We start from the raw sequence: 25,750 nt of genomic DNA, 5'->3' as shown, positions 1-25,750 counted from the left end.
ATGGCAGAGGTCGTTCTGAAGAATGCCGTAAAGGCCTATGGCACCCACCCCGCGGTCAAGGGCATCAACCTCAAGATCGAAGACAAGTCCTTCGTGGCGCTGGTCGGGCCTTCGGGCTGTGGCAAATCAACCACGCTGCGGATGATCGCAGGGCTGGAAAGCATCTCTTACGGCGAAATCTCTATCGGCGGCGAGGTTGTGAACGATCTGCCCTCGCGAAAGCGCGGTGTCTCGATGGTGTTCCAGTCCTATGCGCTTTATCCGCATATGACCGTGCGCAAGAACCTGAGTTTCGGGTTGCGTATCACGGGTGTCGCGAAGGACGAGATCGAGCGGCGCGTGACCTTTGCCGCCGATGTGCTGGAACTGGGCCCCTACATGGACCGCAAACCGGCGAACCTGTCGGGCGGGCAGCGTCAGCGCGTCGCCATGGGCCGGGCGATCGTGCGCGAGCCCAAGGTCTTTCTGTTCGACGAGCCCTTGTCGAATCTTGACGCAAAACTGCGGAACCAGATGCGCGTGGAGATCAAGAAGCTCCACCAGCGGCTGCACAACACCATCGTCTACGTGACCCACGATCAGGTCGAGGCGATGACCATGGCCGATGTCATCGTGATCATGCGCGATGGCTATATCGAGCAGGTGGGCGCCCCGCTGGATGTCTTCAACCGCCCGGCCAACAAGTTCGTCGCGGGCTTCATCGGGGCGCCGCAGATGAATTTCTTCGACGGCACCGTGGTCGCAGGCGGTGTCACGATCAACGGTCTCGAAGGGGTCTTTCCGATCGATCCGGCGCGGTTCGATCTTCCCGCCGCGGGCGAGCCTGTAACAATCGGGTTGCGGCCCGAGGACATCGTGCCGTTTGGCCATGGCGTCCAGCCGGAACGGCCCGTCGAGTTTCAGGCAAGCGTACCGCTTAGCGAGTCGCTCGGTAACGAGAGCATTCTGTTTGCCGAAACCGGCACCGTCAGTTTCGCCGCCCGGATGCAGCAACCCAGAGCGGTTGCAGAAGGCGAGATCCTGACCTTCGAGGCAGACACCGGCAAGATCCATCTTTTTGACCAGGACAGCGGGTCCACCCTTCGCAGGGGCCCGGACTAAAGACATATCAGAGGAGGAACGAGATGAAGAATTGGAAACTGGGAACGGCTGCTTGCGCGCTGGCCCTGTCGGCGGCGATGACCGTTTCGGCTGAGGCCCAGGTCTTGATGGCCCATGACAAGGATTTCTGGCGCGACGGCATGGACGTGATGGCCGAGGCCGGCAACTTCGAACATACCGGCTACGTCACCGAGCAATACCGCGCCTTCCTGCAAAGCTCGATGTCCGCAAACAACCCGCCCGATATCTTCACATGGTGGACAGGCAACGCCCTGGCCGACATCGTGGCCTCGGGGCAAGTGGCCGATGTGGGTGAACTGTGGGATGAACGCATCGCCGCTGGCGAGTTTTCAGAAGGCACGCGCGACCTCTTTTCCGTGGATGGCGTGACCTATGGGATACCGATGCTGCTGGCGCGGTGGGTCGTATTCTACAACATGGAAATGTTCGAAGAGCATGGGTTGAGCGAACCCACGACCTGGGACGAGTTGGAACAGGCCGCCGAAACTTTGCATGCTGCCGGTATCACACCGTTCCATGCTACCGTTCAGGATGGATGGCGCGGCTTCATCTGGTTCTCGGAAATCATGATCCGGCAGAATGTCGAAGCCTACCACGGGCTGCACGACGGTTCGGTTCCCTATGACGGACCGGAAGTTCAGGCGGTCTTCGATCAATGGCTGGAATGGTACGAGGCCGGCTACTTCTCGGACCCCCGCTCGAACGAGGAAGTGGAGGAGTTTGCCCGCGGCGAAGCCGCCATGTATCTTATGGGGGAATGGGCAACAGGCACGTTGCTCGAAAACGGCATGACCATCGGTGAAGATCTCGGTGTCTTCATCATGCCCAACGCCAACCCATCCCAGGCGCCGGGCGTGATCGTCGAAGGGGCCCCGATCCTGATTTCACAAGAAGCATGGGAGAACCCCGAGGCGCGGAGGGTCTACGAGTTCTGGGCCTCTACCGACGGTGCGAATGTCTGGGCCGAAGCACAGAGCCTTTACACCGGCAACCTCTCAGCGACCGCGCCCAACGCGATCATCCAGGAAATCTCCTCGGACATCGAGGCCGGCGGCCACACGGCCATCACGCGCTGGTGGGAGGCCGTACCATCCGACCTGCAGGGGGATATCGTGGCGGAACTGTCGAGCTTCATGCTCGATCCAACGCCGGAAACAGCCGCTGAGGCCATGGCCAACATGCAGGCATTCAACGCCGACTATTGGGCTGATCAGTGACCTGACCAGGTTGACCTGATCCGGCCCCTGCCGGAGTTCTCCCATCCGGCGGGGGCCACAAATACCGCGACAGACGCAGGAAAGCGGACCGATGACGTCACCACACAACATGCCTGACGCGGACCTCCAGCAGCTCGATTTTTCGCGCTATGCTGAACAGGAACGCCGCGAACGACGCCGCAGTATGTGGACTGCGCTCGGCTTCATGTCGCCCGCGATAATCCTTGTAAGCTTCTTCCTGCTCTACCCGGTCGCCTACAACGTCTATATCAGCTTCACCCGCTGGCGCCGCTTTACCGGCTTCGATGAATGGGGCGGGCTGTCTCAATACCAACGCCTTCTGGGCAATCCGAATTTCTCCGAGGCAATGGCCAACACCATCATTTGGGTCGGGGTTTCGCTGGTCCTGCCGGTCGCTATCGGCCTTTTCATCGCCGTCATGTTGCGTGGCCAGAAAATGGAGGAAACCGCCAAGAGCATCTTCTTTCTGCCGCGTGTTCTGGCCCCGACCGCAGCCGGCGTGATGTGGTTCTACGTCTATGCCCCGGATGGCGTGCTCAACTCGATCCTGTCGTTTTTTACAGCCGAGCCTGTCACCATCGGCTGGCTCTACAACGAAAGCACGGTCACACCCTCGATCATCGTAGCCTATCTCTGGCAGACGGTGGGCCTTGCGATGGTGCTTCTGCTGCTTGGTCTGGCGGCGGTGCCGAAAGATCCGCTGGAGGCCGCCTCCGTCGAAGGCGCGACGCGGTGGCAGATCTTCCGGCATGTGACGCTGCCGCTTCTGCTGCCGACGATTCTGGTGGTGGTGATCCTGTCGGTTCTCGCGGGCTTCACGGTTTTCGACCACATCTGGGTCATGGCGCGCGATTTCCCGGGCAAACGCACACTGTCACTGACCGTCTACATGTATGTGGAGGCCTTCGACCGGTCCTCTTGGGCCTATGCCTCCGCCATCGCGGTGGTGCTTGGGGTGATCGTGCTGAGCGTGACCTGGCTGCAGGTGATCCTGCAGGACCGGATCGACCGGATGACCAAGTAGGAGGGCATGAGGATGGCCGTAGATCTCACCACCCTCGACTATGGCGTGATCGCCCGGGACGAGGCGCGCCGCAATCGCGAAAACAGGGGGGTCTTCGTCCTCATGATGGTGCTGAGCATCGTCTGGCTCGCGCCCTTCTATTACCTCATCGTGTCGGTTCTCAAATCACCTGCCGAATATGTGGCCTCGCATCCGCTCGCCCTGCCCTCGGGCATCATGCCGCTGTTTGCCAACGTCACCGATGCCTGGGTGGAGGCGCGGATGGGCTTCGGTGTGCTGAACTCTCTGCTTTACGGGGTCGTGGGCGCCGGCGTTGCGGTCTTCATCGCGATCATGGCGGCCCACGGGCTCGCACGGTACAGATTCTCGGGGCGAACCTTCTGGTTCATGCTGATCTTCGCCGGCACGATCTTCCCGTTCCAGATGTATCTCATCCCGCTGTTCTTCACCTACCTGGAACTCGGCCTGCTCGACACGCGGATCGGGATGATCCTGTTCTACACCGCGATCTGCATCCCGTTTCCGGTTCTGGTGATGCGCAACTATCTTACGCAGATGTCGTCCGAAATGGACGAGGCGGCGCGGATGGATGGATGTTCGGAGTTTCGGCTGTTCTTCTCGATCATCCTGCCCAATTGCAAGGGTCCGTTCATCGCGCTGTTCCTGTTGCAGTTCACCTGGATCTGGAACGATCTGATCTTTTCTACCGTGCTGACTCAACGGGTCGAAGTCCGCTCGGTGATGAGCACGTTGCAGGTGTTCCAGGGCGCCTATGCGGACGTGTCCCAAACCGTCGTTATGGCAGCCTCCCTATTGGCGTCTCTGCCAACGATCCTGCTGTTCTTTGTGCTGCGCCGGCACTTCATGCAAGGTCTTCAGGTGAGTTCAGGCTAAAGGGGTCAGGCACATGAAAAAACAGAAGAATTTCGCGCCAGATACCACCGGCGAAGGGTTCACGCTGCGCACCGGGCAGCCAGCTTCCCTGCAGGTCTACAAATACCTGCGCTATGAGATCCTGCGCGGCGGTATCGAACCCGACACGCATCTGTCCGAGGCAAACCTGTGCCACTATTTCGAGGTTAGCCGGCAACCTGTGCGCGAAGCACTGCTCAGGCTGTCTGTCGAAAACCTCGTCAGGATTTATCCGCAGCGCGGCTCGGTCGTGACGCGGATTTCGGTGCCAATGGTCCATCAGGCGCAACTGATCCGAGAGTCAGTCGAGGTTGAAATGGTCAGGCGCGCCGTCGATACCCGCGACGCTGGCCTGCTAAGCGCGCTGGAAACCGAGCTGGAGGTCCAGAACACCTATGCCAAGGCAGGACAGTGGGCCCGTTTCTTCGAATCCGATCAGCGTTTTCACCGGATAATCTTCGAGAAGTCCGGCGTCTCCGGGGTGTGGGAAGCATTGGAAAGCTCTCACGCTCAGCTTGATCGCGTACGTCAGGCCGATCTTCGGATGGAAGAAGTGATGGATCTGCTTGTCGAGCAGCACAGATCGATTTTCGACGGAATCGCTGCCGGCGATACGGCACGCGCGGTTCAGGCGATGCAGCAGCATCTCCGACGTGTGCTGGAGAGCTTGACACGCGCCCGTGCGCGGGCGCCCGAACTGTTCGATGACGTCGATCCGGCGCTGGAAAGCTGAGATGCAAGAGGTCGTCATAGCGGCCCCGGGCGTCCGGGATCTTGTCGGCGAAAGCCCGGTCTGGGATGCGCGCAGCGGGTGGCTTTACTGGGTCGACATCATCGGCCGTGTGATCCGCGCTCTGGAACCGGCCACCGGCGCCACGCGGATGTTAGAGACACCGGATTTTCCAACTGCGATCGGCCTCTGCCAGACACCGGGCCAGGCAGTTGTCGCTTTCGCCGCTGGTGTGGCGCTGGTGGATATGGACACCGGCGCGGTCACACCCTTCGTCACCCTGCCCGGGGAGCCCGACGGCAACCGCCTGAACGAAGGGTCCGTGGGGCCGGACGGCGCATTCTGGGTCGGCACGATGCAAACCAATCTCAACCCCGACGGCTCGATGCGCGAGATGGACCGGAGCAGCGGCGCTTTCTATCGGGTCGGACCGGACCGTTCGGTGCAACGTGTCACCGATCCGTGCTTCGGGATCACGAACACCCTGGCCTGGGATGTGGCGCGGGGACGGATGTATCTGGGCGACACGCTTGCCCAGAGCCTATTCGCCACCGACTGGCCGGTGAATGACGTGGAACCTGCACCGCTCCGGCCTCATTGTGCGGTGACGACCGACGGGTATCCCGACGGCTCCTGCATCGACGAAGACGGATATCTCTGGAATGCGCGGTATGCCGGCCGCTGCCTGCTCAGGATCGCACCGACCGGCGAGGTGGACAGCCGCATCCTCATGCCTGCGGAGAACATCACGGCCTGCTGTTTCGGCGGCCCGGATCTGAGCACGCTCTATGTAACGACAGCCGCCAACCAGCTTTCCGAGGATATGCTCTCGAACCCCTGCGAAGGGGCGCTTCTTGCCTTCGAGCCGGGTGTGCGCGGCCCCGCCTCCTATCTGTTCGGAGTATAGCATATGGCGCGCTTCGAGCTGATCTGGGATCGGGGCGCGGCGCTGGTCGAGGCTGTCGGCGCAATGCTTGGGCCGGTGCGTTTTCATCTGTCCGACGGCCACACTATTTGCCCCCTGGCCGTTGGCCCATGGGGCGAAGATACCAGTGCGGAACATGATGCATTGCCCCCCATTCTGAAGCGGCTCCGGGGCGAATGGCCCTGCGTGCCTTTCGGCGCGCCGAACTGCCCGCCGGACCTGCCGGAGAGATGGCGCGGCGTTCCGTCAAAGGGAACAGGCACGGATTTCCACGGCTACGGATCGCACAACGCCTGGGAGTGCGTCGAAGACGGGCCCGGACGCGTTGTGCTTGAAATCGCCTACCCCGAAGACCACGCCATCGCAGGGCTGAGACGCGAGATCCGCGGCATCGTGGGGAAAGCCGAGCTTGATATCTCTCTGACGATCACCGCCCGCAAGGCCACGAGCCTGCCCATCGCGCTCCACCCGGTTTTTGCTCTGCCGGGCAGGCCTGGAGGTGCGGAGATCGTGGCCGAGGGCGTGACCGGCGGGCATACGTTTCCGGGCGTGGTCGAGCCCGGGGTTTCAGGGGTTGCACCGGATCTCGTCTTCGAGAGCCTTGAGGAGGTGCCGACACACCGGGGGACAATCCCGCTGTCGCGCCTGCCGCTGTCTGTCGACACCGAAGAGCTAGTGCAGCTTTTCGGCGTGGCGGGCAGGGTAACGCTTCGCAATCATGCCGAAGCCTATGAGGCCTGGATCGCCTTTGATCAGACAGTGTTCCCCTCCGTCCTGCTTTGGGTTTCGAACCGCGGTCGCCGCGCCTACCCGTGGAACGGCCAGTTCACGGCGGTCGGGATCGAGCCCTTGCGCGGCGCCTTCGATCTCGGCCCCGAGATCTCCTCCAACCCCGCCAATCCCATAGCCCGCTCCGGCATCCCGACCGCGCTGCAGCTGAGCGAGGGCGAGGTTTTCACCACCAGCTACCAAATCGGCGCGGGCCGGATTTAAGGACAGTTCTTCATGGCGGACCGACCAATCACCAAGCTCTACCTGCTGAGCCACACCCACACGGATTTTGGTTATACCGACCATATCTCTTCCGTGCGTCGGCATCACCGGAACATCCTCGACCGGGCGATCACGCTTTGTGAGGAGAGTTTCGATCTTCCCGACGGCGCACAACATCGCTGGACCTGCGAGTTGACCTCGACGACGCTCGATTTCCTGCGCCACGCATCGGCGCAGCAGGTCGACCGTTTCCTTGCGCTTCATCGGGCGGGGCGCATCGCCGTGGGGGCGCTGCGCTATCACTGGACGCCTCTGGTCAGCCGCACCCTGGCCTTGCACACGTTGCGGGATATCGATGCATTGCGGAACGAATTCGGGGTGAAAATCCGCTCGGCGATGCAGTGCGACGTGAACGGGCTTGCATGGTTCTGGAACGACCTGTTGGCCGCACGGGGCATCGCCTTTCTGTCTACCCATCAAAACCCGCATCGCGGCTATTTCGGGCCAAGGCAACCATCGCTCTGGCACTGGGAAAACCGGACCGGCGGGCGCATCCTCGTGCATCAGGGGGAGCATTACGGCTGGGGCGGCAACTTCCTGCGCCTGGGGCGCCCGGAAGAACAGGATGCAGGCACTCTCGGCGCGATGCTGGCGCGCCACGCGGCAAGCCCCGACTGGCCGCTTGACGCCTCGGTTCTTACCATCACGAACGCCGCGAACGGCGACAACGCCTTTCCCCAGACGGAGCTTTCAGCAGCGGTACACACATGGAACGCACGCAATGATCTGCAGATGGAGATCGTGACGCTCGACCAACTGGGGGACATACTCGCTCAGGTTCCCGACCTGCCCGTCCAGAGCGGCGAGTGGATGGACAGCTGGTGCGACGGTGTTGCCTCAAGCCCGCTTGAAACCGCCGCGGCCCGCAGCGCCGAACGGCTCCTGCCCGTAATCGAAAGACTGGGCCCGCCCGAGGATGGGTCGTTCGAGGAACTGATCGAACGCCTCGCGCTTTACAACGAACACACCTGGGGCGCGCACAGTGCGGCAACAGCACCGGACAACATTTTCGCAACCATACAGCGGACCGAAAAATCCTCCTTCGCCTATGGCGCATTCGCCGCCAGCCTGCATGCGGTGGCCGGGGCATCGCGGCATCTGGCAAGGGCGCGCAGGGCCGGGCATGCGGTCGAAGGGGATCCGCGCTTCACGGCGCAGTCTCATCCCGAGTTGAGCGCCGATGCCCAGGGGTATATGGTCGCCAACCCCTCGACCCAGCCGATGGCGCTTGACTGGCCGGTGCCGTTCGACCGCGGGGCCGGCCCGCAAATCGCGATCCCCCAGGCCTATGGCTGCGACGCGTTCTTCCCGGGCTTCGGGGCCGATGGCTGGACCGATGCACAAAGCCGGTTTCGGCCTGACGGGCAGCACCGTCTGCAGGCGCAACTGGCGCCGGGTGAAGTGCGGTTCCTGCGCCCGTCACCGGTGGTGACGACCGGGGTTGAGACCGGTCCGGGCTGGATCGAAACGCCCCTTGTCAGGATCGAGATCTGCCCCCAGACCGGCGGTTTCTCGCGCTGGCTTGACAAGGAGAACGAGGCCGAGATGCTTGCGCCTGCAAAACCTCTTCTTGCGCCGATCTTCGAGCGGATGCGACCGGGCGTATCCCGGCGGGATATCTTCCAGGCCCCCTATTGGGAGCGCTCGGAGCGGCCCATGCAATGGAGCCCGGAACCGGTCTTCGACTATGACACGCAGCCCGAAGTTTCATTCCACGACGACGCCGGGTCCGGCGCGCTGCACTGGAGCATCAGCTTTCCGGGCGGGTTTTTCGCCAAACTGCGCCTCGCGCCACAGGGGGGAGACGGCACATTTGTGTTGACCGCGCTGCAACGTGTGGAACCGACCGATCTGCCATATTCGGTTCACTGGCCGCTCCGCTTCGCCCAACCCGTCGAGACCACGCTGATCGACACGGGCGATGGGTTGGTCGATGCGCTTGCAGACCATGTCCCAAGCTCCTGCCTGCGCTGGCAATGCCTTCAATCCGGTCTCGGATTTCGCTTCGGCGACGGCTCGGGTGTAGCACTCGCCCCGCTCGACACCCCGCTTTACCAGCCGGGCGGGCCGCATTGGCGGAACCCGCATACGGCCCCGGAAACCGCAGATGGCGGCACGATCTGGTCGATCAACACCCATTGGGACACGAACTTCCCGGTGCGCGTGACCGATCAGGCGCCAGCAAGGTTTGTTCTGCGCTCCCTGCGCGTGGCCGATGCCAAGACAATCGGTGCGGCACTTGAGCAAATGAGCGCCTGCCCCGTGATCGTGCGTGTGCCGGAAGCCGAAGAGATGCCCGCAGGCACCCTGCCGAGCGGAGCGTGAAGGAGGATACGGAATGAAATTCATGCGAATTGGTGCGGTCGGCGCCGAAACGCCCGCGGTGCTGGACGAAAACGGGATTGCCCGCGATCTCTCGGAAATCGTTTCCGATATCGGGCCGGAGACTCTGCCATATCTCGAAACCCGCATGGCGCCGCTCACGCTGTCGGACCTGCCCGAAGTGCCGATCCATGGCGCCCGTATCGGCGCGCCCTTCGCCCGGCCCCGCAATGTTTGGTGCATAGGGCTGAATTACTCCGATCACGCCGCCGAGGCCGGCATGCCTGTTCCCACCGAGCCGATCCTCTTCACCAAATCCGGCAGCACAGTCTGCGGGCCAAATGATCCGATCCTGAAATCACCCTCCATGACCAAGCTCGACTGGGAAGTGGAGCTTGGCGTTGTGATCGGCAAGGCCGCACTGGAAATCGGGCCCGACGCGGCAATGGATCATGTGTTCGGCTACACGGTGGTGAATGATGTGTCGGAACGGGCCTGGCAGCTGGAGCGGGGCGGGCAGTGGTCCAAAGGCAAGGGCTATCCGCATTTCTGTCCGGCCGGCCCGCTGCTGGTCACACGCGACGAGCTTGGCGATCCCGGCGATCTTGCGATGCGGCTTTCAGTCAACGGCCAGACGTTCCAGAACGGCTCGACACGAACGATGATCTTTCCGGTCGCCGAGATCGTGCATTATCTCAGCCAGTTCTGCCTCCTGGAGCCCGGGGATCTGATATGCACGGGCACGCCACCCGGGGTTGGCATGGGCCAATCCCCGCAACGCTATCTCGACATCGGTGACGAGGTGGTTTTGTCGGTATCGGGGCTTGGCGAGCAAAAACAGACCGTCATTGCTTCGGAGAAGCGATCATGAGCGTAGAACTGGCAGGGAAGATCGCCGTGGTCACGGCGGCAGGGCAAGGTATCGGCCGCGCTTGTGCGGAAGCGCTGATCGCGGCGGGCGCCGAGGTTCATGCCTCGGACATAAACTCCGAGACACTTTCGACGCTGAGCGGCGCGACGTGCTCGGTGTTCGACGCGACATCCGAGAAGGAAGTTGCAGCCGCCTTTGAAAGGCTGGACCGGATCGACATTCTCATACACGCCGTAGGGTATGTTCACCAGGGCACGATCGAGGAATGTACCCCGGACGAATGGCGTCGCTCCAGCCGGATCACGCTGGACAGTTGCTATACCGTATTGCGGGCAGGCATTCCCAAAATGAAAGATGCAGGCGGAAGTATCGTGACCATCGCCTCGGTCTGTTCGTCGATCAAGGGGTTTCCCAGACGTGCCGCCTATGGCGCTATGAAAGCGGGCGTGATCGGGCTGACCAAATCGGTTGCGGCGGATTATCTGGCCGCTGGCATCCGCGCCAACGCAATCTGCCCTGGCACCGTGGACAGCCCATCGCTGCGAGAGCGCGTTGCAGATCTTGCAGAAAAATTTGGCAATATGGACAAGGCTTGGAACTTCTTCCTGAGCCGCCAACCAACCGGTCGTCTGGGAACTCCGGAAGAGGTGGCCGCGCTCGCGATGTATCTTTCGTCCCCAGAAAGCGGCTTTGTCACTGGTCAGACGATCAATATGGATGGGGGCATCACTATCTGAAACGTGCTGTGGCACAAGAGCCCATGCTACTGACATGAGGCCCGACCTCCCTCCAGCTTTGCGGAGAATCCGTCGGGTGATTTCTGGCCTCATGCGGCCTTGGTTTCCAGTCTCGATTTCATCGCAAATTCCTGCGGCGTGAGATTTCCGAGGGATGAGTGCGGTCTGTGTTGGTTGTAGTCCTCATTCCACGGGCACCAACTTCCAGACCGGTTCAGAGCTTCGCCAATGGTTGAACTCTGAATCAGTCACCGCGTGGAGCGCGCAACCTGAATGGCCGACGCCCGACACCAGGGATATGTGGCTGGCGTTCACAAAGAGCTTCGTTCCTGCAGACAGCTCGGTCTGGACTGATCGTCGATACTGGGCGAACGTTGAATGGGGTGGCGTCCAGCCCCCCACAGGTTCGCCCGTTCAGATCCATCACATGGCGCACATGGCGGGTCAGCCACAAGTACTTGCTCCGGATGGGGAGTTGCTTGGCACAGTGAAAGCTGCGCTCAATCCCGGGCGGGTCGGACTGTTGCGAGCTCAGGTTGCTCAAAAGGACGGGCGCATTGACATCGCCTATCTCGGCCCGGCCGACTTATCCAGCCGGAAAGAAGAAAGCGGCGCGATCCATCGCGTCGCCAACGGACAGGCGGCGTCCTCGCCATCTGCTTTCGGGCTTGCTGCGGTGCGCGGCATGCGGCGCGGGTATGTCGACCAATGGGCGGGATCGCAGCGGTCGCGTCCGCGTTCGATGTTCGGCACATTCTGAAAGTGGATCCTGCCCCAATGCGCAGACCTTCTATCTAGACCGGATCGAAGAAGCGGTTCTGTCCGGGCTTCGAGCCGAACTTCGGCATCCCGAGGTGATCGCTGAGTACGTCCGCACCTACCATGAAGAGCGCAAGCGCCTCTCTGCCGACGTAGCCAAAGGGAGAACCAGAATCGAGAAACGGCTAGCCGCAATTGAACGTGAGACTGCCCGGCTCGTTGACGCGATATGCGACGGTTCAGTTGTCATCCAGCAACTCGAACCCAAGATGCTGGCGCTTCAAGGTGAGCAGACAGAACTCCGCGCAGAATTGGAAGTGGCACCGGAGCCACCCGAAGTCATCTCACTGCACCCGGCGACTCTCAAACATTACGAGGAACAACTCGCAGACCTCCAAGCCGCCCTCGCCAAGGGCGTCCGGTCCGGCGACACCGAAGCGGCTCACGCCATGCGCGAACTCGTTGATACTGTCACTGTCTCACGCGATCTCAACCGCAAAGGTGGAGTGGAAGTCGAAATCGCTGGACGACTCAACCACCTGCTCGGCCCAAAGGCCTTTCCACAAGGCGTGAAAGGAGTGTGGGGTGCAATGGTAGCGGAGGAGGGACTTGAACCCCCGACACGCGGATTATGATTCCGCTGCTCTAACCAACTGAGCTACTCCGCCAGACCGTGCGCGGTGCTAAGACAGCCCACGCGTTCCGTCAACCTCAAAATCGCCGGGCGCACACCTCATGGCACACGCGCAGCGGTCACCTCGACCTCAACCTTGAACTCCTCTCTGGTGAAACCGGAAACGATCACCAGGGTCGACGCCGGAGGGCGTGCCAGCCCGGCGATCCACGCGTCTCGGGCGGCCATGTAGCCGGCCATATGGCTGCGGTCGGTCACGAAGGCGTTGATCCGGACGGTGTCGGCGCGGGAAAATCCGGCTTCGACCAGAATAGCGTCGATGGAGGCGAAGCAGATGCTGGCCTGGGCTTCTGCGTCGTCGGGCACCGTTTCATCGGGCGCGATGCCCAACTGGCCTGAGGCCAGCACCCATTCGGCTCCGGCGGGCACATAGGTGCCATGGGCATAGGCCGCAAAGGGCGGACGGATCGCGGCAGGGGTCAGAGCACGCAGCATGGGGCCCTCCGAACGGCGAGAGACTCGATTTCTGCCCTCAACAGACGATCTGTGCGGGCCAATGTCCAGCAATGGTCTCAATCCCTTTGCCTGACGCTCAATTTCTATGCAAACATCGCGGGACACGCCACCGATCTGCGCATCCGCAGCCATCTGCCGGGGCAATTCGGGGGGCGCCCGTTCGCTCCGCCCTCAGGCCACCTAGGCTTGCGGCAGTTTTCAACCTGGGGAGAAACCTCGATGATGATCCGGATATCCTGTCTTGCGTTCGGCGCGGCTCTCGCGGCCGGCAACGCGGCTGCGCAAAACACCTCCGTCACCTTTGGCACCAACTGGCTGGCGCAGGCCGAACACGGCGGGTTCTACCAATCCGTGGCCGATGGCACCTATGCCGAATGCGGGCTGGATGTGGAGATTATCTCGGGCGGTCCGCAGGTGAACAACCGCGCGCTGCTGCTGGCCGGCCGGATCCAGTTCCACATGGGCGGAGATCTGCTGCAGGCGTTCAATGCCGCGGCCGAGGATATTCCCGTCGTCGCCGTTGCGGCCATCTTCCAGAAACATCCGCAGGTGATCGTGGCCCATCCGGGCGTTGCCGAAAGCTGGGAAGACCTGCGCGACCTGACGCTTCTGATCGGAGATAACGGATTTGCCTCCTATTATCAGTGGATGATTGCCGAGCACGGGTTCACCGTCGAGCAACGCCAACCCTACACCTTCAACCCCGCGCCGTTCCTCGCCGATGATCAGCTGGGAATGCAGGGGTATCTGTCGTCGGAACCCTATGTGATCCAGACGGAGGGCGGCTTCACCCCAAACGTGTTCCTGATCGCCGATGCGGGCTATTCCAGCTACGCCACCACGATAGAGACCATGCAAGCCACGATCGATGAACACCCGGAGATGGTGGAATGCTTCGTGAACGGCTCGATCCTGGGCTGGTACAACTACCTCTATGGCGACAATGCCGCCGCGAACGAGCTTATCCTGGAGGCCAACCCAGACATGACCCAGGACAAGATCGACTTTGCCATAGCGATGATGATCGACAATGGCATCGTCGATTCAGGCGACACGCTAGAGCTTGGTATCGGCGCGATGACCGAGGAGGTCGTCGGCGGCTTTTATCAGGACATGGTCGAGGCAGGCGTGGTCGAGGCCGGGCTCGATTGGCAATCCACCTACACGACCGCCTTTGTCAATCAGGGCCTCGGGCTGGATCTGCGCCCGGCCCAGTAAACCCACTCGCCGCGCGGGCGGGGGCCGCGCCCCGCCCAACCGCTCTCTCTTTGCTGATTTTCGGAGCCGCCCACATGAGTGCCCTTCGGCGCCCCACCCTGCCCCTTGGTGAACGCCCGCCGCTGTTGCAGATGCAAGCCGTCGACAAGGTATTCGGTGGCACGGTCGTCGCTCTGAAGGACATGAACCTTGTGGTCAATCAGGGCGATTTCATCTCGCTTCTCGGGCCGTCGGGCTGCGGTAAATCGACGGCGCTCCGTATTATTTCCGATCTTCTGCACCCCACCCGCGGGAAGGTGATCTGGGAAGGGGATCACGGCATCGGCGATCTGGGCGTGGTGTTTCAGGAGCCCACGCTGATGCCATGGGCCACGGTGGCTCAAAACGTCTGGCTGCCCTACCGGTTGCGCGGCAAGACCTACAATACGGTGAAAGACGAGGTACTGGAGGCGCTGCGGCTGGTGGGTCTGGAAAACTTCCTCAACGCCTATCCGCGCGAGCTTTCGGGCGGCATGAAGATGCGCGTGTCCATCGCCCGCGCGATGGTGACGAACCCGCGTCTGATCCTGATGGACGAGCCCTTTGCCGCGTTGGACGAGATTACGCGGCACAAGCTGAACAACGACCTGTTGCGGCTTAAGGACAAGATCGGCTGCACCGTCATTTTCGTGACCCATTCAGTTTTCGAAAGTGTCTTCCTGTCCGACCGGATCGTGGTCATGGCCGCGCGCCCGGGCCGGGTTCTGCAGGAGCTTCGGGTGGATGCGCCCTACCCCCGCGGCGAAGAGTTCCGCACTTCAGCCGAATACGCGGCCCATACCCGCGCCGCATCCGGAGCGCTAAAGGAAGCCATGGGGGAGCTTGCATGACGATTGCGGAGAACAGGCCGCTGCCCGTTGCCGAGGCCCTGGACGAGGACGAGGCCCGGCGCGCCCGCGCCCGCCGGGTCGAAGGCATCGCGAAATGGGCGCTGCCGGTGGTCATGATGGTGCTGGCCATCGCCGGCTGGGCCTGGGTCGTGGCGGCCAACGACATTCCGCATTACATCCTGCCGGGGCCTGGCCGGGTCTGGACGAGCCTGGTCGAGGATTGGGGGATGCTGCTCGATGCGGCCTATCTGACCGGCTGGATCACGCTTCTGGCGCTGCTTCTGGCCGTGGTCGGGGGCGCGGGGCTGGCGATCCTGTTCAACCAGTCCAAAATGCTGGAACTGTCCTTCTACCCCTATGCTGTGATCCTGCAGGTCACGCCCGTGGTGTCGATCGCGCCGCTGATCTTCATCTATGTGGACAGCAAGATCGCGGGCATGTTGCTCTGCGCCTGGATCGTGGCCTTCTTTCCGGTCTTGAGTTCGACAACCCTCGGCCTGAACAGCGTGGACCATAATCTGCGGGATCTCTTCCGCATCTACGGCGCCTCCCGCTGGCAGAAGCTGCGCTATCTTCAACTGCCATCGGCCTTGCCCTATTTCCTCGGCGGCCTGAAGATCGCGGGCGGTCTCTCGCTGATCGGGGCGGTAGTGGCCGAACTCGTCGCAGGAACCGGCGGTATCGGATCGGGTCTGGCCTTCCGTATTCAGGAGGCCGGCTACAGGCTCAATATCGCGCGGATGTTCGCCGCGCTTTCGCTCGTTGCGGCGATGGGAGTGTTCATCTTTGCCGCGCTCTCGATCTTTTCCCACCTCTTGCTGCGCAAATGGCATGAAAGCGCCCTGAAGCGGGAGGGATAATGGATTTCCGGACCCTTCCCAACGGACCGATCACGCTGTCGAATGTGACGGTGCCCGGCTGTCTTCTGGGCCGGGAGGGCGATCTGATCCGCACCGATATCTCGATTGTCGAGGGCAGGATCGGCCCCGCGCAAGCGCTGGCGGTAGATATGCAGGGCGCGATGGTGTTGCCCGCTTTCGTCGACATGCACACCCATCTGGACAAGGGTCATATCTGGGGCCGCGCGCCGAACCCGGACGGGACTTTCGCAGGCGCGCTGGACACGGTCCGGGCCGACAGCACAGCCCACTGGACCGCCGAAGACCTGCACGGGCGGATCGGGTTCTCCCTTCGGTCGGCCTATGCCCATGGCACCCGCGCGATCCGCACCCATCTGGATTCGATCCCCCCTCAGGATGACATCTCCTGGCCCGTCTTCCGCGAAATACGGGCCGACTGGGCCGGGCGGATCACGCTGCAGGCCGCCTGTCTGATCGGTTGCGACAAATGGACCGATGACAGCGGCCCCTTCGGTCATACCGCCGATCTGGTCGCCGCCACGCCGGGCGGCGTTCTGGGTATGGTCACCTACCCGATGGCCGATCTGCGCGAGCGCTTGCGGGGGTTCTTCCGTCAGGCCGCAGCGCGCGAGCTGGATGTGGATTTCCATGTGGATGAAACGATGGATCCGGGGGTCGAGACACTGCGCGATATTGCCGAGATCGCACAGGAAACCGGCTTCGAACGGCGGATCGTCGTAGGCCATTGCTGTTCCTTGTCGACGCAGGAGGAGGCGCGCGCCCGGGACACTCTCGATCTGGTAGCAAAGGCAGGGATCGATGTGGTCAGCTTGCCCATGTGCAATCTGTATCTTCAGGATCGCGCGCCCAGGGGTACCGCCCGCACCCCGCGCTTTCGTGGCATCACACTGGTTCATGAAATGCGGGCGCGCGGCATCCGCGTCTGTTTCGCGTCAGACAACACCCGCGATCCCTTTTATGCCTATGGCGACATGGATATGCTGGAGGTGATGCGCGAGGCGACCCGGATCGGGCATCTGGACCACTCGCGCACCGATTGGGCAGGAGCCTTCAGCGTGACGCCGGCCGCGATCTGCGGGTTTGAGCCGCCGGATCTCAGCGAAGGTGCGCCCGCCGATCTGGTGATCTGCAAGGCCCGCAGCTGGACCGAGCTCTTCGCCCGCCCGCAGGCGGACCGGATCGTGCTGCGCAACGGGCGGCAGATCGACCGCACATTGCCCGACTACGCCGATCTGGACGATCTGATGAGGACATGATGGACACGAACACCGCCGCAGCCAAAGCCGCCCTTGCCCATATCGAACAGGACGAGAACCCGGCCACGATCAAAGCCAAATCCCGCGATTTCTTCTGGTATTCACCGGTTCTGAAGGACCGGATGGACCATCTGGAGGCCGATTTCGTGGTAAACCCGAAAACCGAGGCCGAGGTGATCGAGATCCTGCGGGTCTGTTACGCCCATGACGTGCCGGTCACCACCCGCGGTGCCGGCACCGGCAATTACGGTCAGGCGATGCCGATGCGGGGCGGCTGCGTCATGCATCTGCGCCACATGACAGCGGTGAAGGAAATCCACCCGGGCCGCGTAATCTGCGAACCTGGCATCCTGCTGAAGGACCTCGACTCGGCCTGCAAGGAGCATTCCGGGCAGGAGATCCGGATGTTCAGCTCCACCTGGGCCACCGCCACCATTGGCGGCTTCATCGCTGGCGGCTCGGGCGGGGTCGGCTCCTGCACCTGGGGCAGCCTCCGCGACCTCGGCAACATCATCCGCCTGCGTGTGGTGACGATGGAAGCCGAACCCCGCGTTCTGGAATTTCGTGGCGAGGAACTGGCGCGGGTCAGCCATGCCTATGGCACCAACGGGATCATCACCGAGATCGAGATGCCGCTTGCGCCTGCTTATGACTGGGTCGAGATGTTCGTCGCGACCAAGGATTTCATAGCGGCCGCGCGCTTTGCCGAGGAACTCGCAAATGAAGACGGCATTCTGATCAAGCTCGCGTCCGTTTACGAGGCACCGGCGCCGTTCGACTATTTCAGCCGGGTCAGGCCGCATATCGAAGCCGATGACACCCTGATCGGCCTGATGGTCGCACCCCATTCCATGGACGGGTTCGAGACCTTTCTGGCCCGCAGGCCGGAAGCGCGGCTCATCTATCGGTCCGACAGGTCCGACTGGCCGAAAACACCCGGCCCGGTTTTCGAGTATGGCTGGAACCACACAACACTCAGAGCCCTGAAAGTGGACCCGGCCATAACCTATCTGCAGGTCCGCTATGCCTTCCCCCGGCATCTGGAACTGATCGAACGGATGCGCGATGAGTTCACGCCCGAGATCCTGCAACATCTGGAGGTCCTGCGGGAGAACGGGAAGGTGATGTTCGCCGGCCTGTCGCTGGTGAAATTCTCAGACGAGGCGCGGCTGGAGGAGATCATCCGCATCCACGAAGAGGCCGGTGCGATGATCTTCAACCCCCACCGCTACACGCTGGAGGAGGGCGGCCGCCAGTCGGTGGATGACCGGCAGCTTGCCTTCAAGCGGGAGGCAGATCCCAAGGGCCTGCTGAACCCCGGCAAGATGATCGCATGGGATGACCCGGGCTGGAAGTATGACCGCATGTATGCCTATCCCGCGATGTCGAAACCGGCGGAAGCAGCGGAATGAGGGACGAGCGTGCCATCGCCGCGCCGGTCACCTCGATCCGCTGCGGGATCGGCGCCGCGGACCGCCCACGAACCTCGTACGGCCAGGATACGGGGCGGAACCGGTGAGCCGGGCGCTGGTGCTGTTCGCGCATCCCTGCGCGGAGAGTTTTTCGGCCGCCCTGCACAAACGCGTGGTGGACCGGCTGCAAGGCGCGGGCTGGCAGGTGGATGATTGCGACCTGAACGCCGAAGGCTTCGATCCGGTTCTGGGGGAGGCCGAACGCCGCGGCTATCATACGTTGGAAGACAACACCCGGCCGGTGGCGGAATACGTCGCGCGGTTGCGTGCGGCGGAGGCTTTGGTGATGGTCTTCCCGGTCTGGAACTTCGGTTATCCGGCCATCCTGAAGGGGTTTCTGGATCGTGTGTTCCTGCCCGGCGTCTCATTCCGGCTGGAGGCGGGCAAGGTACGCCCGAACCTGACCCATATCCGCAAGCTGGCTGCCGTGACCACTTATGGCGGCACGCGGATGCGTGCCTTGCTCGCGGGCGACCCGCCGCGCAAATGCGTCACAAGGGCGCTCTGGCATGTGTGCAGGCCCGAAAAGATGCGGTATCTGGCCCTGTATGACATGAACCGGGCAAGCGATGTCCGGCGCGCCGGGTTTCTGAGCCGCGTCGGCCAAGAGATGGAGACGTTCTGAAAATGCGCGCGCTGGTGATCTATTCCCACCCGAGGAAGGGCAGTTTCACATCGGCCGTGCGGGATGTCGTGCTGGACAAGCTCCGGGCCGCAGGCGCCGATATCCGCGTGACGGATCTTTATGCAGACGGGTTCGACCCGGTGTTGAGCGGTCGGGAGTTGGAGAATTACGAGGATGAAGGCCTGAACAGGGACCCCGTTCAGGGCGATATCGACGATGTCATATGGTGTGATACGCTGATTTTCGTCTATCCGACATGGTGGTATGGCCTGCCGGCGATGCTGAAAGGCTGGCTGGATCGGGTGATGGTGCCGGGCGTCGCCTTCAGGATGCCCGACGAAACCAACACGGATATCCGCCCCGGCCTCACCCATATCACGCGCATGGGCGTCTTCACGACCTGCGGGGCCAGTTGGTGGCTGACACGTTTCGTCGGCGCGCCGGGCAGGCGGACCTTGCTGCGCGGTGTGCGGCTGATGTGCGCCAGAAGATGCAAAACCGCCTTTGCCGCGCATTACCTGATGGACAGTTCGACCGATGCCAGCCGGGCCGCGCATCTGGCCAGGGTCGCCGCCAAGATGGACCGGCTCATCGGCAAGGCGGCCCCGGTCAAACGCAAGACGGAGATCCCTGCATGATCCCGATTCTGGACTGGCAGCGCTTTGCCTCGGGCGAGGATCGCAACGGGTTCGTCGCCGATCTGGGCGCGGCGGCGCGGGGGCCGGGGTTTTTCCTGCTGACGGGGCATGGGGTTGACCCATCCCTGTCGGCGCGCATCTTCGAGATGGCCGATCTGTTCTTCGCCCTGCCGCAATCGGAAAAAGAGGTGATATCGATCCTGAAGACGCCTCATTACCGGGGCTGGGCCCGCGATGGGCTGGAATCTCTGGACGAAGGCAGCGGACAGGCGGACCGCAAGGAAAGCTTCAACATGGGCCTTGATCTGGCCGCCGACGATCCGCGCGTGCTGGCGGGGGAACCTTTTCGTGGTGTGAACCAATGGCCGAACCTGCCCGGATTTCGCGAAACGATGCTGGCCTATTACGATGCGGCCATGGCGCTTGGCGTGGATATCCACCGCGCCATCGCTCTCGATCTGGGCCTTGATGAGCACCATTTCGACAGTGCCTTTGTCGATCCTCTGGCTGCGTTGCGGATGCTGCACTATCCGCCCGGCACCGGCGCCGCCGGAGAGATCGGCGCGGGCGCGCATACCGATTACGGTGCGATCACGCTTCTGATGACCGATGGGGAGGCGGGCCTGCAAGTGCGCCCGCGCGGCGGAGACTGGATTGACGCCCCCCATATCGACGGGGCCTACGTGGTCAATATCGGCGACTGCCTGATGCGCTGGACCAACGATATCTACGTCTCCACCCCGCATCGGGTCTTGCCACCGAAACGGGCCCGCCGATCCGTCGCATTTTTCGTGGAGGCGAACCCGGATGTGGTGGTGACGGCCCTGCCCGGCACCGGTGCACCGAAATATCCGCCCGTGCGCGCCGCGGATTACCTGATGTCCCGGCTTGATGCGACCTATAACGCCCCGGTCGCACGAAGCTAGCGCCGCAGAAATCCGGCGGGCGGAATACGTGTCCCGTCGAACTCGACCGGATCGGGCCCGTGGTTGAAGATGAAAAGTGTCGGACCGGATTGGCGTATGCGAATATCGTCGGGCAGTTCCCGCACGAGCACCCCCGCCGCGCCTGCCAAACGAGTGAGAACCCGCGCAAGATAGGTGGGGTCGGGCCAACCGCCCAGATAATGCAGGGACCCCGCGCGCAGAAGAACCGGCAGGCCGTCCGCATCACGGTCAAGCACCTGCGCCCCGCCTTCCAGATGTTCACGCCAGAGCGTGATGGCACCGCCGCCCGTCACCGGCACGGGCATGTCTGGGCGCAGGGTTTCAACCCGCGCAACCACCGCATCCAGCCCGGAGATCGCGGGCGGCAATGGAACCGGGATCGCGAAAGCATCGGTCTTTGAGCCGAAACGCGGACCGAAAAGCGCCTGCGCACCCGACACCGCAATCGCCGGGATCAGATCGGGCGGGGGCATGTCCAGCCCCGGCGCCAATATCAGATCGTAGTCGGTGAAATCCCTCGTATCGGGTGGCAGGATGTCGATCGATAGCCCGAGTTTTCTGAGGCCCCGATAGACCTCGAACACCAGACGGAAGTAGTCACAGCCCCTGCCCTGTGGTTGCACGTCCCAGCTCCACGCGGCCTGATAATCAAAGATCAGCGCAACCGGGGCCTTCGTCGTTTCCACATCCTGTGCCGCGGTCAGGTCCGCCGCCACCGCAGCCACCTCAGCATGGCCGACGGCCTCGGCATGATCGGGCCGGAGCAGACCGGCATGCATCTGCTCCTGCGCGAAGGGTGCCTGACGCCAGCGGAAGTAGCAGACCGCTTCGGCGCCATGGGCAAATGCCTCCCATGTCCAGAACCGGATCATGCCCGGCAGAGGCGCGGGGTTATGCGGTGCCCAGTTCACCGGACCGGGCTGTTGTTCCATCACCCACCACCGGCCATGGCCGACGCTTCGGTAAAGGTCGTGGTGAAAGGCCTGAAAATCCGGGTCGCCCTGCCGCGCATAGCGACGCTTGTGGGCATCCGCCTCCTCAAGGCGGTCTTCCAGAAACCCCAGCGGGTAACTGTCCCAGGTGGCAATGTCCAACTGCCGCCCGGTCGCGAAATGATCGAATTCCGTGATCCGGCCCATGTAATTGTGACTGATCGGCGCGTCGGAGTGGGCCCGGATCGTCTCGACCTGTGCTGCGTTGAATCGCGCGACCTGATCCGAACTGAAGCGGCGGAAATCCATCGCATGGGCCGGGTTGGGTTCGGTCACCGTCAGATTGGGCAGTTCTATTTCATCGAAATCGCGGTATTCCATCGACCAGAAGACATTGCCCCAGGCCCGGTTCAAAGCGTCCGGTGACTGATACCGCTGCGCCAGCCAATCGCGGAACGCGCGGCGCGCCGCTTCGGAATAGGACAGGACGGTATCGTGGCAGCCGTATTCATTGTCAGTCTGCCATGCTCCGAGCGCGGGATGCCGCCCATAGCGCTCGGCAAGCAGGGCTGTGATCCGCACCGCCTCCGCCCGGTACCCGTCATGAGAAAAACAGTAGTGCCGACGGGAACCGAAGCCCCGCGCCCGCCCCTGTGCATCCACGGCCAGCATGTCCGGGTGCCGCTCCAGCATCCAGCGCGGCGGCGTAGCGGTCGGCGTGCCAAGCACGATCTTCAGGCCTGTCTGCGCCAGTGTGTCGAAGGCCCGATCCAGCCAGCCAAATTGCAGGTCGCCCGGGGCAGGCTCCAGCCGGGACCACGCGAACTCCCCGATCCGCACCCAGGTCAGACCCAGATCGGCCATGCGCGCGGCATCTTCGGCCCAGATATCCTCGGTCCAGTGTTCGGGATAGTAACAGGTTCCAAGCGTGCGCTTCATAAGATGACCTGATGTTCCTGCTGTCCGGTCATGCCGGTCTCGATCCTGAAGGTCATGCCGGCCAGAGGCTGCGAGTCGGCTTGAACCTCGGGCAGACCCTGCCGGGCCGTCGTGACATAGAGGATCCCGTCCGCCAAGGCAGGGCAGGATGGCTGCTCCACCGGGACGGAGAATTCTTCTATAAGAGTGCCGCCGGAATCGTACCGTCCCACGCTCCAGCCGCCCCATTCGGCGCAGACGAAGCATCCCTCCGCATCAATCACGGCGCCATCGGGATTGACCCCTGCCGCCCGGTGATCAAGATAGATCTCCGGCTCCCCCCTTGGCCAGCCCTCCTCATTCAGCGAGACCCGCCAGACCAGCCGTTTATCAGTGTCGGCGAAACAGGCCTGCCGCCCGTCCGGGGTGAAGCAAATCGCGTTGGGGATGGTGATACCGTCATAAAGCGGCCTGATCTCGCCCTGATAATAGCGATAGATCTTGCCCGCCCCGGCATCGGCCATTTTGCCCATGGTCCCTATCCAGAATCCGCCATAGGGGTCGGCGCGCCCGTCATTGGAGCGCGTTAGGGCATTGCTGGCCTCCAGCGGCACGACCACGTCCGACGCGCCTGTCAGGATATCGAAACGGATCAGGTCCCGTTCCGTGGCGACCAGCAGCGTGCTGTCATCCACCCAGCCCGCCGCTGATGCATGACGATCGAACGTCCATTCCTGCCGCTCCCCGCCCATCCGTGAAAACAGCCGCTTGCCCATGATATCGAACCAGAACAAGCGCTCCAGCCGGGGGTGCCACAGCGCCCCCTCGCCCAGAATACTCCGTCGGTCATCGAAAACCTCGGCTGTCATCCCGATGCCTCGTCGAAGGCCGCGACGATCTCCGCGGCGCGTGCGGCGACATCGGCCACCTGCATCCCCGGCGTATAAATGCCCGTGCCAAGCCCGAAACCGTCGGCGCTGGCGGCGATCCAGTCCGCGAAATTCGCGGGCCCGACACCGCCGACCATGTAAACCTGCACGCCCCGCGGCAGTACCGCACGCAACGCCTTCAGCCCGTCGAACCCCATCAGATGACTGGGAAAGACCTTCAATCCATCGGCGCCCGCTTTCAGAGCTACAAAGCATTCCGTCGGGGTCAGCACCCCGGGAAAGCTTTGCATACCCGCCGCCTTCGTGGCCGCCACCACCTCGGCATCGAAATTGGGAGAGACGATCAGCCGCCCGCCCGCACCGGCCACATGCGCCACGTCCTGTCGGGTCAACACGGTTCCCGCACCGATCAGCGCGTCCCGGCCAAAGCTCTGCACCATCACGGCGATGCTGTCCAAAGGGTCGGGCGAGTTCAGCGGCACCTCGATCCGGTCGATACCCGCCGCGATCAGCACGTCAGCGACCGGCGCGGCTTCGGAAGGCGTTATGCCCCGCAGGATCGCGATGAGGGGCCGGCTCATGATGTTGTCTCCGCGAGGGTCAGATAGGCGCGCGCCAATCCGGTTCGGGTCAGCGGACCGGCATCCAGCATCCGCGCCGTGGCACCTTGCGACGCAAGCGCCTCGACATAGAGCGCGGCAAGCGCGGGCGCGCCCGCAACCACCACCTGCTGGCCCAGCCAGTAAGGGCGCGCCGCGGCAAGTTCAGCCCCGATCAGTCCTCCCGAAAGCTGTCCCCGGGCCGCCTCGGGCGTCAGACCCTGCAAGACACCTTCGGCGCGGATGGCGAACAGGCGCTGCGCCATCCTCTCGGGCCGCGACAGCGCGTCCGACACCGCAGACGTGAAGCGCGCGCCATCCATGTTCTCCCGTGAAACCCCGTGCCGCAACACGCTCTGCTCGGACAGGAGCCGGAACAGCTCCCCCGTCATGAAGGTCTGGAAGCTGACCACTTCACCGGCGCTGATATGAACCCATTTGGTATGTGTGCCGGGCAGGCACAGCACACCGTCAAACGCCGGCTCTTCTGTAAGAAAACCGGCGATCTGGGTTTCCTCGCCACGCATCACGTCGGCGGGTGTCATCTGGCTCATGCCCGGCATGATGAACAGCCGAATCCGCGCGTCCCGTGTAGGCACGGCAACCGGTTTGAGCGCCCCGGGCACACAGGGCACCGGCTGATAGGGCACCTCCGCCCACCCCTGCCGGGAGCCGACCATACCGCAGGCAAGAACCGAAACCTGCCCGGTTCCCAGCCATGGCTCTATCAGATGCAGCAGGGCCGGTTCGAACGCATCGCGGGCAAGCCCGTTCATGCCGTCTTCGGAACTGGCCCGGGCGCGCGCCACACCCTCCCGCGACATCGCCCAGACCCGCAGCCGCGAGGTGCCCCAGTCCACCGCGATCCAGTCGGCATATGCAGCCTCGCCGCTCATCCCGGAAACACCACGCCACCGTCGATCACCAGGGACTGGCCGGTCATCATACGGCTGGCCTCGGAGGCCAGGAACAGTGTTCCGCCCACGATATCGGCCGGCGCCAGATGCGCCTTGAGGCATTGCTTTTCCATATGTGCGGCAAGATCCTCGGGGCTGGCCCACATCTCAAGCTGCTTGTCGGTCAGAACCCAGCCAGGCAGCAGGGCGTTGGCGCGGATACCGTCCGGGCCGAATTCCCGGGCGAGGCTCCGGGTCATCGCGGTGATGCCGCCATTGGCGGTCGTATAGGCCGGATAGCCCGCATTCCCCATCATGTAGGATACTGACGAAAAGTTCACGATCGCACCACCGCCGGCCTTGCGCATACCGTCGATTACGGCCTGGCAGGCAAAGAAATAGGCCTTGAGATTGATCGCCTGCGACCAGTCCCAGAACTCCTCGGTCACGTCTTCGGTCGCGTGCCGCCTGTCATTTGCGGCGTTGTTGACCAGAACGGTGACGGGCCCGTTCACCTCGGCGGCTTCTGCGATACAGGCTCTCAGCCGAGAAACATCGGTGATGTCGCATGGCATGAAATGCGGGCGCGCACCTGTATCGATCTCCATCTGCGCCACAAACTCCGATGCGTCGGAGCGCTGCACGAACGCCACCTGCGCGCCTTGCCGCAAGAACCCTTCGGTCAGGGCCGCGCCAATGCCCGACCCGCCGCCGGTGATGAACACCGAGGCGCCTTTGAGGTCGGGAAAAATGGCCGTCATCTCCG

At 62.9% G+C, this 25,750-nt stretch carries 27 protein-coding genes and 1 tRNA gene; 20 read left to right on the top strand and 8 right to left on the bottom strand.

All coding sequences use genetic code 11. The features are described 5' to 3' along the window. From D9R08_RS01680 to D9R08_RS01635, 10 genes are all read left to right on the top strand, one after another. A complete protein-coding gene (locus D9R08_RS01680; RefSeq protein ID WP_121896256.1) occupies nucleotides 1-1,101 on the top strand; it encodes an ABC transporter ATP-binding protein in 1,101 nt (366 codons plus the stop codon). Nucleotides 1,102-1,124: 23 nt separating this feature from the next. Then, nucleotides 1,125-2,339, top strand: a complete 1,215-nt coding sequence (locus tag D9R08_RS01675) for an ABC transporter substrate-binding protein (RefSeq protein ID WP_121896255.1) — start codon at nucleotides 1,125-1,127, stop codon at nucleotides 2,337-2,339. Nucleotides 2,340-2,523: 184 nt separating this feature from the next. Then, nucleotides 2,524-3,384: a carbohydrate ABC transporter permease gene (locus tag D9R08_RS01670; RefSeq protein WP_158598908.1), complete on the top strand. Its 861-nt coding sequence runs from the start codon at nucleotides 2,524-2,526 to the stop codon at nucleotides 3,382-3,384. A 12-nt stretch (nucleotides 3,385-3,396) separates the two neighbouring features. Further along, the gene (locus D9R08_RS01665; RefSeq protein WP_158598907.1) at nucleotides 3,397-4,278 is read left to right on the top strand and encodes a carbohydrate ABC transporter permease; all 882 of its coding nucleotides are present in this window, start codon (nucleotides 3,397-3,399) and stop codon (nucleotides 4,276-4,278) included. Between the two features lie 13 nt (nucleotides 4,279-4,291). After that, entirely contained in the window at nucleotides 4,292-5,029 is a 738-nt protein-coding gene (locus D9R08_RS01660; RefSeq protein WP_121896252.1) for a GntR family transcriptional regulator, read from the top strand. Next, the gene (locus D9R08_RS01655; RefSeq protein ID WP_121896251.1) at nucleotides 5,001-5,933 is read left to right on the top strand and encodes an SMP-30/gluconolactonase/LRE family protein; all 933 of its coding nucleotides are present in this window, start codon (nucleotides 5,001-5,003) and stop codon (nucleotides 5,931-5,933) included. Before D9R08_RS01660 ends, D9R08_RS01655 begins: the two co-directional genes overlap by 29 nt. 3 nt (nucleotides 5,934-5,936) lie before the next feature. Next, complete coding sequence (locus D9R08_RS01650) at nucleotides 5,937-6,944, top strand: aldose epimerase family protein (RefSeq protein WP_121896250.1); 1,008 nt, start codon at nucleotides 5,937-5,939, stop codon at nucleotides 6,942-6,944. Nucleotides 6,945-6,956: 12 nt separating this feature from the next. Continuing rightward, nucleotides 6,957-9,329: a glycoside hydrolase family 38 N-terminal domain-containing protein gene (locus tag D9R08_RS01645; protein WP_121896249.1), complete on the top strand. Its 2,373-nt coding sequence runs from the start codon at nucleotides 6,957-6,959 to the stop codon at nucleotides 9,327-9,329. Nucleotides 9,330-9,342: 13 nt separating this feature from the next. Beyond that, entirely contained in the window at nucleotides 9,343-10,197 is an 855-nt protein-coding gene (locus D9R08_RS01640) for a fumarylacetoacetate hydrolase family protein (protein WP_121896248.1), read from the top strand. Further along, complete coding sequence (locus D9R08_RS01635; RefSeq protein WP_121896247.1) at nucleotides 10,194-10,934, top strand: SDR family oxidoreductase; 741 nt, start codon at nucleotides 10,194-10,196, stop codon at nucleotides 10,932-10,934. The genes D9R08_RS01640 and D9R08_RS01635 overlap by 4 nt, the downstream gene beginning before the upstream one ends. A gap of 89 nt (nucleotides 10,935-11,023) precedes the next feature. Here the strand turns inward: D9R08_RS01635 and D9R08_RS19600 are convergent, their stop codons facing one another. Further along, the gene (locus tag D9R08_RS19600) at nucleotides 11,024-11,152 is read right to left on the bottom strand and encodes an integrase core domain-containing protein (RefSeq protein ID WP_407690590.1); all 129 of its coding nucleotides are present in this window, start codon (nucleotides 11,150-11,152) and stop codon (nucleotides 11,024-11,026) included. Here D9R08_RS19600 and D9R08_RS19330 point away from each other — a divergent pair. Further along, nucleotides 11,089-11,694: a hypothetical protein gene (locus D9R08_RS19330; RefSeq protein ID WP_233557156.1), complete on the top strand. Its 606-nt coding sequence runs from the start codon at nucleotides 11,089-11,091 to the stop codon at nucleotides 11,692-11,694. The two genes, D9R08_RS19600 and D9R08_RS19330, sit on opposite strands and share 64 nt — an antisense overlap. Beyond that, a complete protein-coding gene (locus tag D9R08_RS19595; protein WP_199709232.1) occupies nucleotides 11,633-12,328 on the top strand; it encodes a zinc ribbon domain-containing protein in 696 nt (231 codons plus the stop codon). The genes D9R08_RS19330 and D9R08_RS19595 overlap by 62 nt, the downstream gene beginning before the upstream one ends. Here the strand turns inward: D9R08_RS19595 and D9R08_RS01620 are convergent. Together D9R08_RS01620 and D9R08_RS01615 are read right to left on the bottom strand one after the other, a co-directional pair. After that, a tRNA-Met gene (locus tag D9R08_RS01620) sits at nucleotides 12,285-12,361 on the bottom strand. The genes D9R08_RS19595 and D9R08_RS01620 overlap by 44 nt on opposite strands. A 65-nt stretch (nucleotides 12,362-12,426) precedes the next feature. Continuing rightward, nucleotides 12,427-12,822, bottom strand: a complete 396-nt coding sequence (locus tag D9R08_RS01615; protein WP_121896246.1) for a RidA family protein — start codon at nucleotides 12,820-12,822, stop codon at nucleotides 12,427-12,429. A gap of 243 nt (nucleotides 12,823-13,065) precedes the next feature. Between D9R08_RS01615 and D9R08_RS01610 the strand changes: the two genes are divergently transcribed. The 8 genes from D9R08_RS01610 to D9R08_RS01575 all read left to right on the top strand — a co-directional run bounded on the left by D9R08_RS01610 (nucleotide 13,066) and on the right by D9R08_RS01575 (nucleotide 20,728). Continuing rightward, nucleotides 13,066-14,061 carry an ABC transporter substrate-binding protein gene (locus D9R08_RS01610; protein WP_233557155.1) on the top strand — a complete coding sequence of 332 codons (996 nt, stop codon included), beginning with the start codon at nucleotides 13,066-13,068 and terminating at the stop codon, nucleotides 14,059-14,061. A gap of 74 nt (nucleotides 14,062-14,135) precedes the next feature. Beyond that, nucleotides 14,136-14,930 carry an ABC transporter ATP-binding protein gene (locus D9R08_RS01605; RefSeq protein WP_233557153.1) on the top strand — a complete coding sequence of 265 codons (795 nt, stop codon included), beginning with the start codon at nucleotides 14,136-14,138 and terminating at the stop codon, nucleotides 14,928-14,930. Next, a complete protein-coding gene (locus tag D9R08_RS01600) occupies nucleotides 14,927-15,790 on the top strand; it encodes an ABC transporter permease (RefSeq protein ID WP_121896245.1) in 864 nt (287 codons plus the stop codon). The genes D9R08_RS01605 and D9R08_RS01600 overlap by 4 nt, the downstream gene beginning before the upstream one ends. Next, the gene (locus D9R08_RS01595) at nucleotides 15,790-17,067 is read left to right on the top strand and encodes a cytosine deaminase (RefSeq protein WP_121896244.1); all 1,278 of its coding nucleotides are present in this window, start codon (nucleotides 15,790-15,792) and stop codon (nucleotides 17,065-17,067) included. Before D9R08_RS01600 ends, D9R08_RS01595 begins: the two co-directional genes overlap by 1 nt. Then, nucleotides 17,064-18,479 carry an FAD-binding oxidoreductase gene (locus D9R08_RS01590; protein WP_325048850.1) on the top strand — a complete coding sequence of 472 codons (1,416 nt, stop codon included), beginning with the start codon at nucleotides 17,064-17,066 and terminating at the stop codon, nucleotides 18,477-18,479. Before D9R08_RS01595 ends, D9R08_RS01590 begins: the two co-directional genes overlap by 4 nt. A 103-nt stretch (nucleotides 18,480-18,582) precedes the next feature. Next, complete coding sequence (locus tag D9R08_RS01585; RefSeq protein ID WP_233557152.1) at nucleotides 18,583-19,164, top strand: NAD(P)H-dependent oxidoreductase; 582 nt, start codon at nucleotides 18,583-18,585, stop codon at nucleotides 19,162-19,164. A gap of 2 nt (nucleotides 19,165-19,166) precedes the next feature. Then, complete coding sequence (locus tag D9R08_RS01580; protein ID WP_121896242.1) at nucleotides 19,167-19,802, top strand: NAD(P)H-dependent oxidoreductase; 636 nt, start codon at nucleotides 19,167-19,169, stop codon at nucleotides 19,800-19,802. Then, the gene (locus D9R08_RS01575) at nucleotides 19,799-20,728 is read left to right on the top strand and encodes an isopenicillin N synthase family dioxygenase (protein ID WP_121896241.1); all 930 of its coding nucleotides are present in this window, start codon (nucleotides 19,799-19,801) and stop codon (nucleotides 20,726-20,728) included. The genes D9R08_RS01580 and D9R08_RS01575 overlap by 4 nt, the downstream gene beginning before the upstream one ends. Here D9R08_RS01575 and D9R08_RS01570 read toward each other — a convergent pair. From D9R08_RS01570 to D9R08_RS01550, 5 genes are read right to left on the bottom strand one after another with little or no spacing between them, the layout of a single operon-like run. Beyond that, nucleotides 20,725-22,620 (bottom strand): beta-galactosidase, encoded by a 1,896-nt coding sequence (locus D9R08_RS01570; RefSeq protein ID WP_121896240.1) that lies wholly within the window; start codon nucleotides 22,618-22,620, stop codon nucleotides 20,725-20,727. The genes D9R08_RS01575 and D9R08_RS01570 overlap by 4 nt on opposite strands. Continuing rightward, nucleotides 22,617-23,468, bottom strand: a complete 852-nt coding sequence (locus D9R08_RS01565; RefSeq protein ID WP_121896239.1) for an SMP-30/gluconolactonase/LRE family protein — start codon at nucleotides 23,466-23,468, stop codon at nucleotides 22,617-22,619. The genes D9R08_RS01570 and D9R08_RS01565 overlap by 4 nt, the downstream gene beginning before the upstream one ends. Then, the gene (locus tag D9R08_RS01560) at nucleotides 23,465-24,070 is read right to left on the bottom strand and encodes a 2-dehydro-3-deoxy-6-phosphogalactonate aldolase (protein WP_121896238.1); all 606 of its coding nucleotides are present in this window, start codon (nucleotides 24,068-24,070) and stop codon (nucleotides 23,465-23,467) included. The genes D9R08_RS01565 and D9R08_RS01560 overlap by 4 nt, the downstream gene beginning before the upstream one ends. Further along, complete coding sequence (locus D9R08_RS01555; protein ID WP_121896237.1) at nucleotides 24,067-24,984, bottom strand: 2-dehydro-3-deoxygalactonokinase; 918 nt, start codon at nucleotides 24,982-24,984, stop codon at nucleotides 24,067-24,069. The genes D9R08_RS01560 and D9R08_RS01555 overlap by 4 nt, the downstream gene beginning before the upstream one ends. Continuing rightward, nucleotides 24,981-25,745: an SDR family NAD(P)-dependent oxidoreductase gene (locus tag D9R08_RS01550; RefSeq protein ID WP_121896795.1), complete on the bottom strand. Its 765-nt coding sequence runs from the start codon at nucleotides 25,743-25,745 to the stop codon at nucleotides 24,981-24,983. Before D9R08_RS01550 ends, D9R08_RS01555 begins: the two co-directional genes overlap by 4 nt. Between the last annotated feature and the right edge of the window lie 5 nt (nucleotides 25,746-25,750).

The sequence above is a fragment of the Rhodophyticola porphyridii genome (assembly GCF_003688285.1).
GTDB lineage: Bacteria > Pseudomonadota > Alphaproteobacteria > Rhodobacterales > Rhodobacteraceae > Rhodophyticola > Rhodophyticola porphyridii.
Note: the sequence above shows the minus strand (reverse complement) of the source record. Positions and strands in the feature narration are given on the sequence as shown.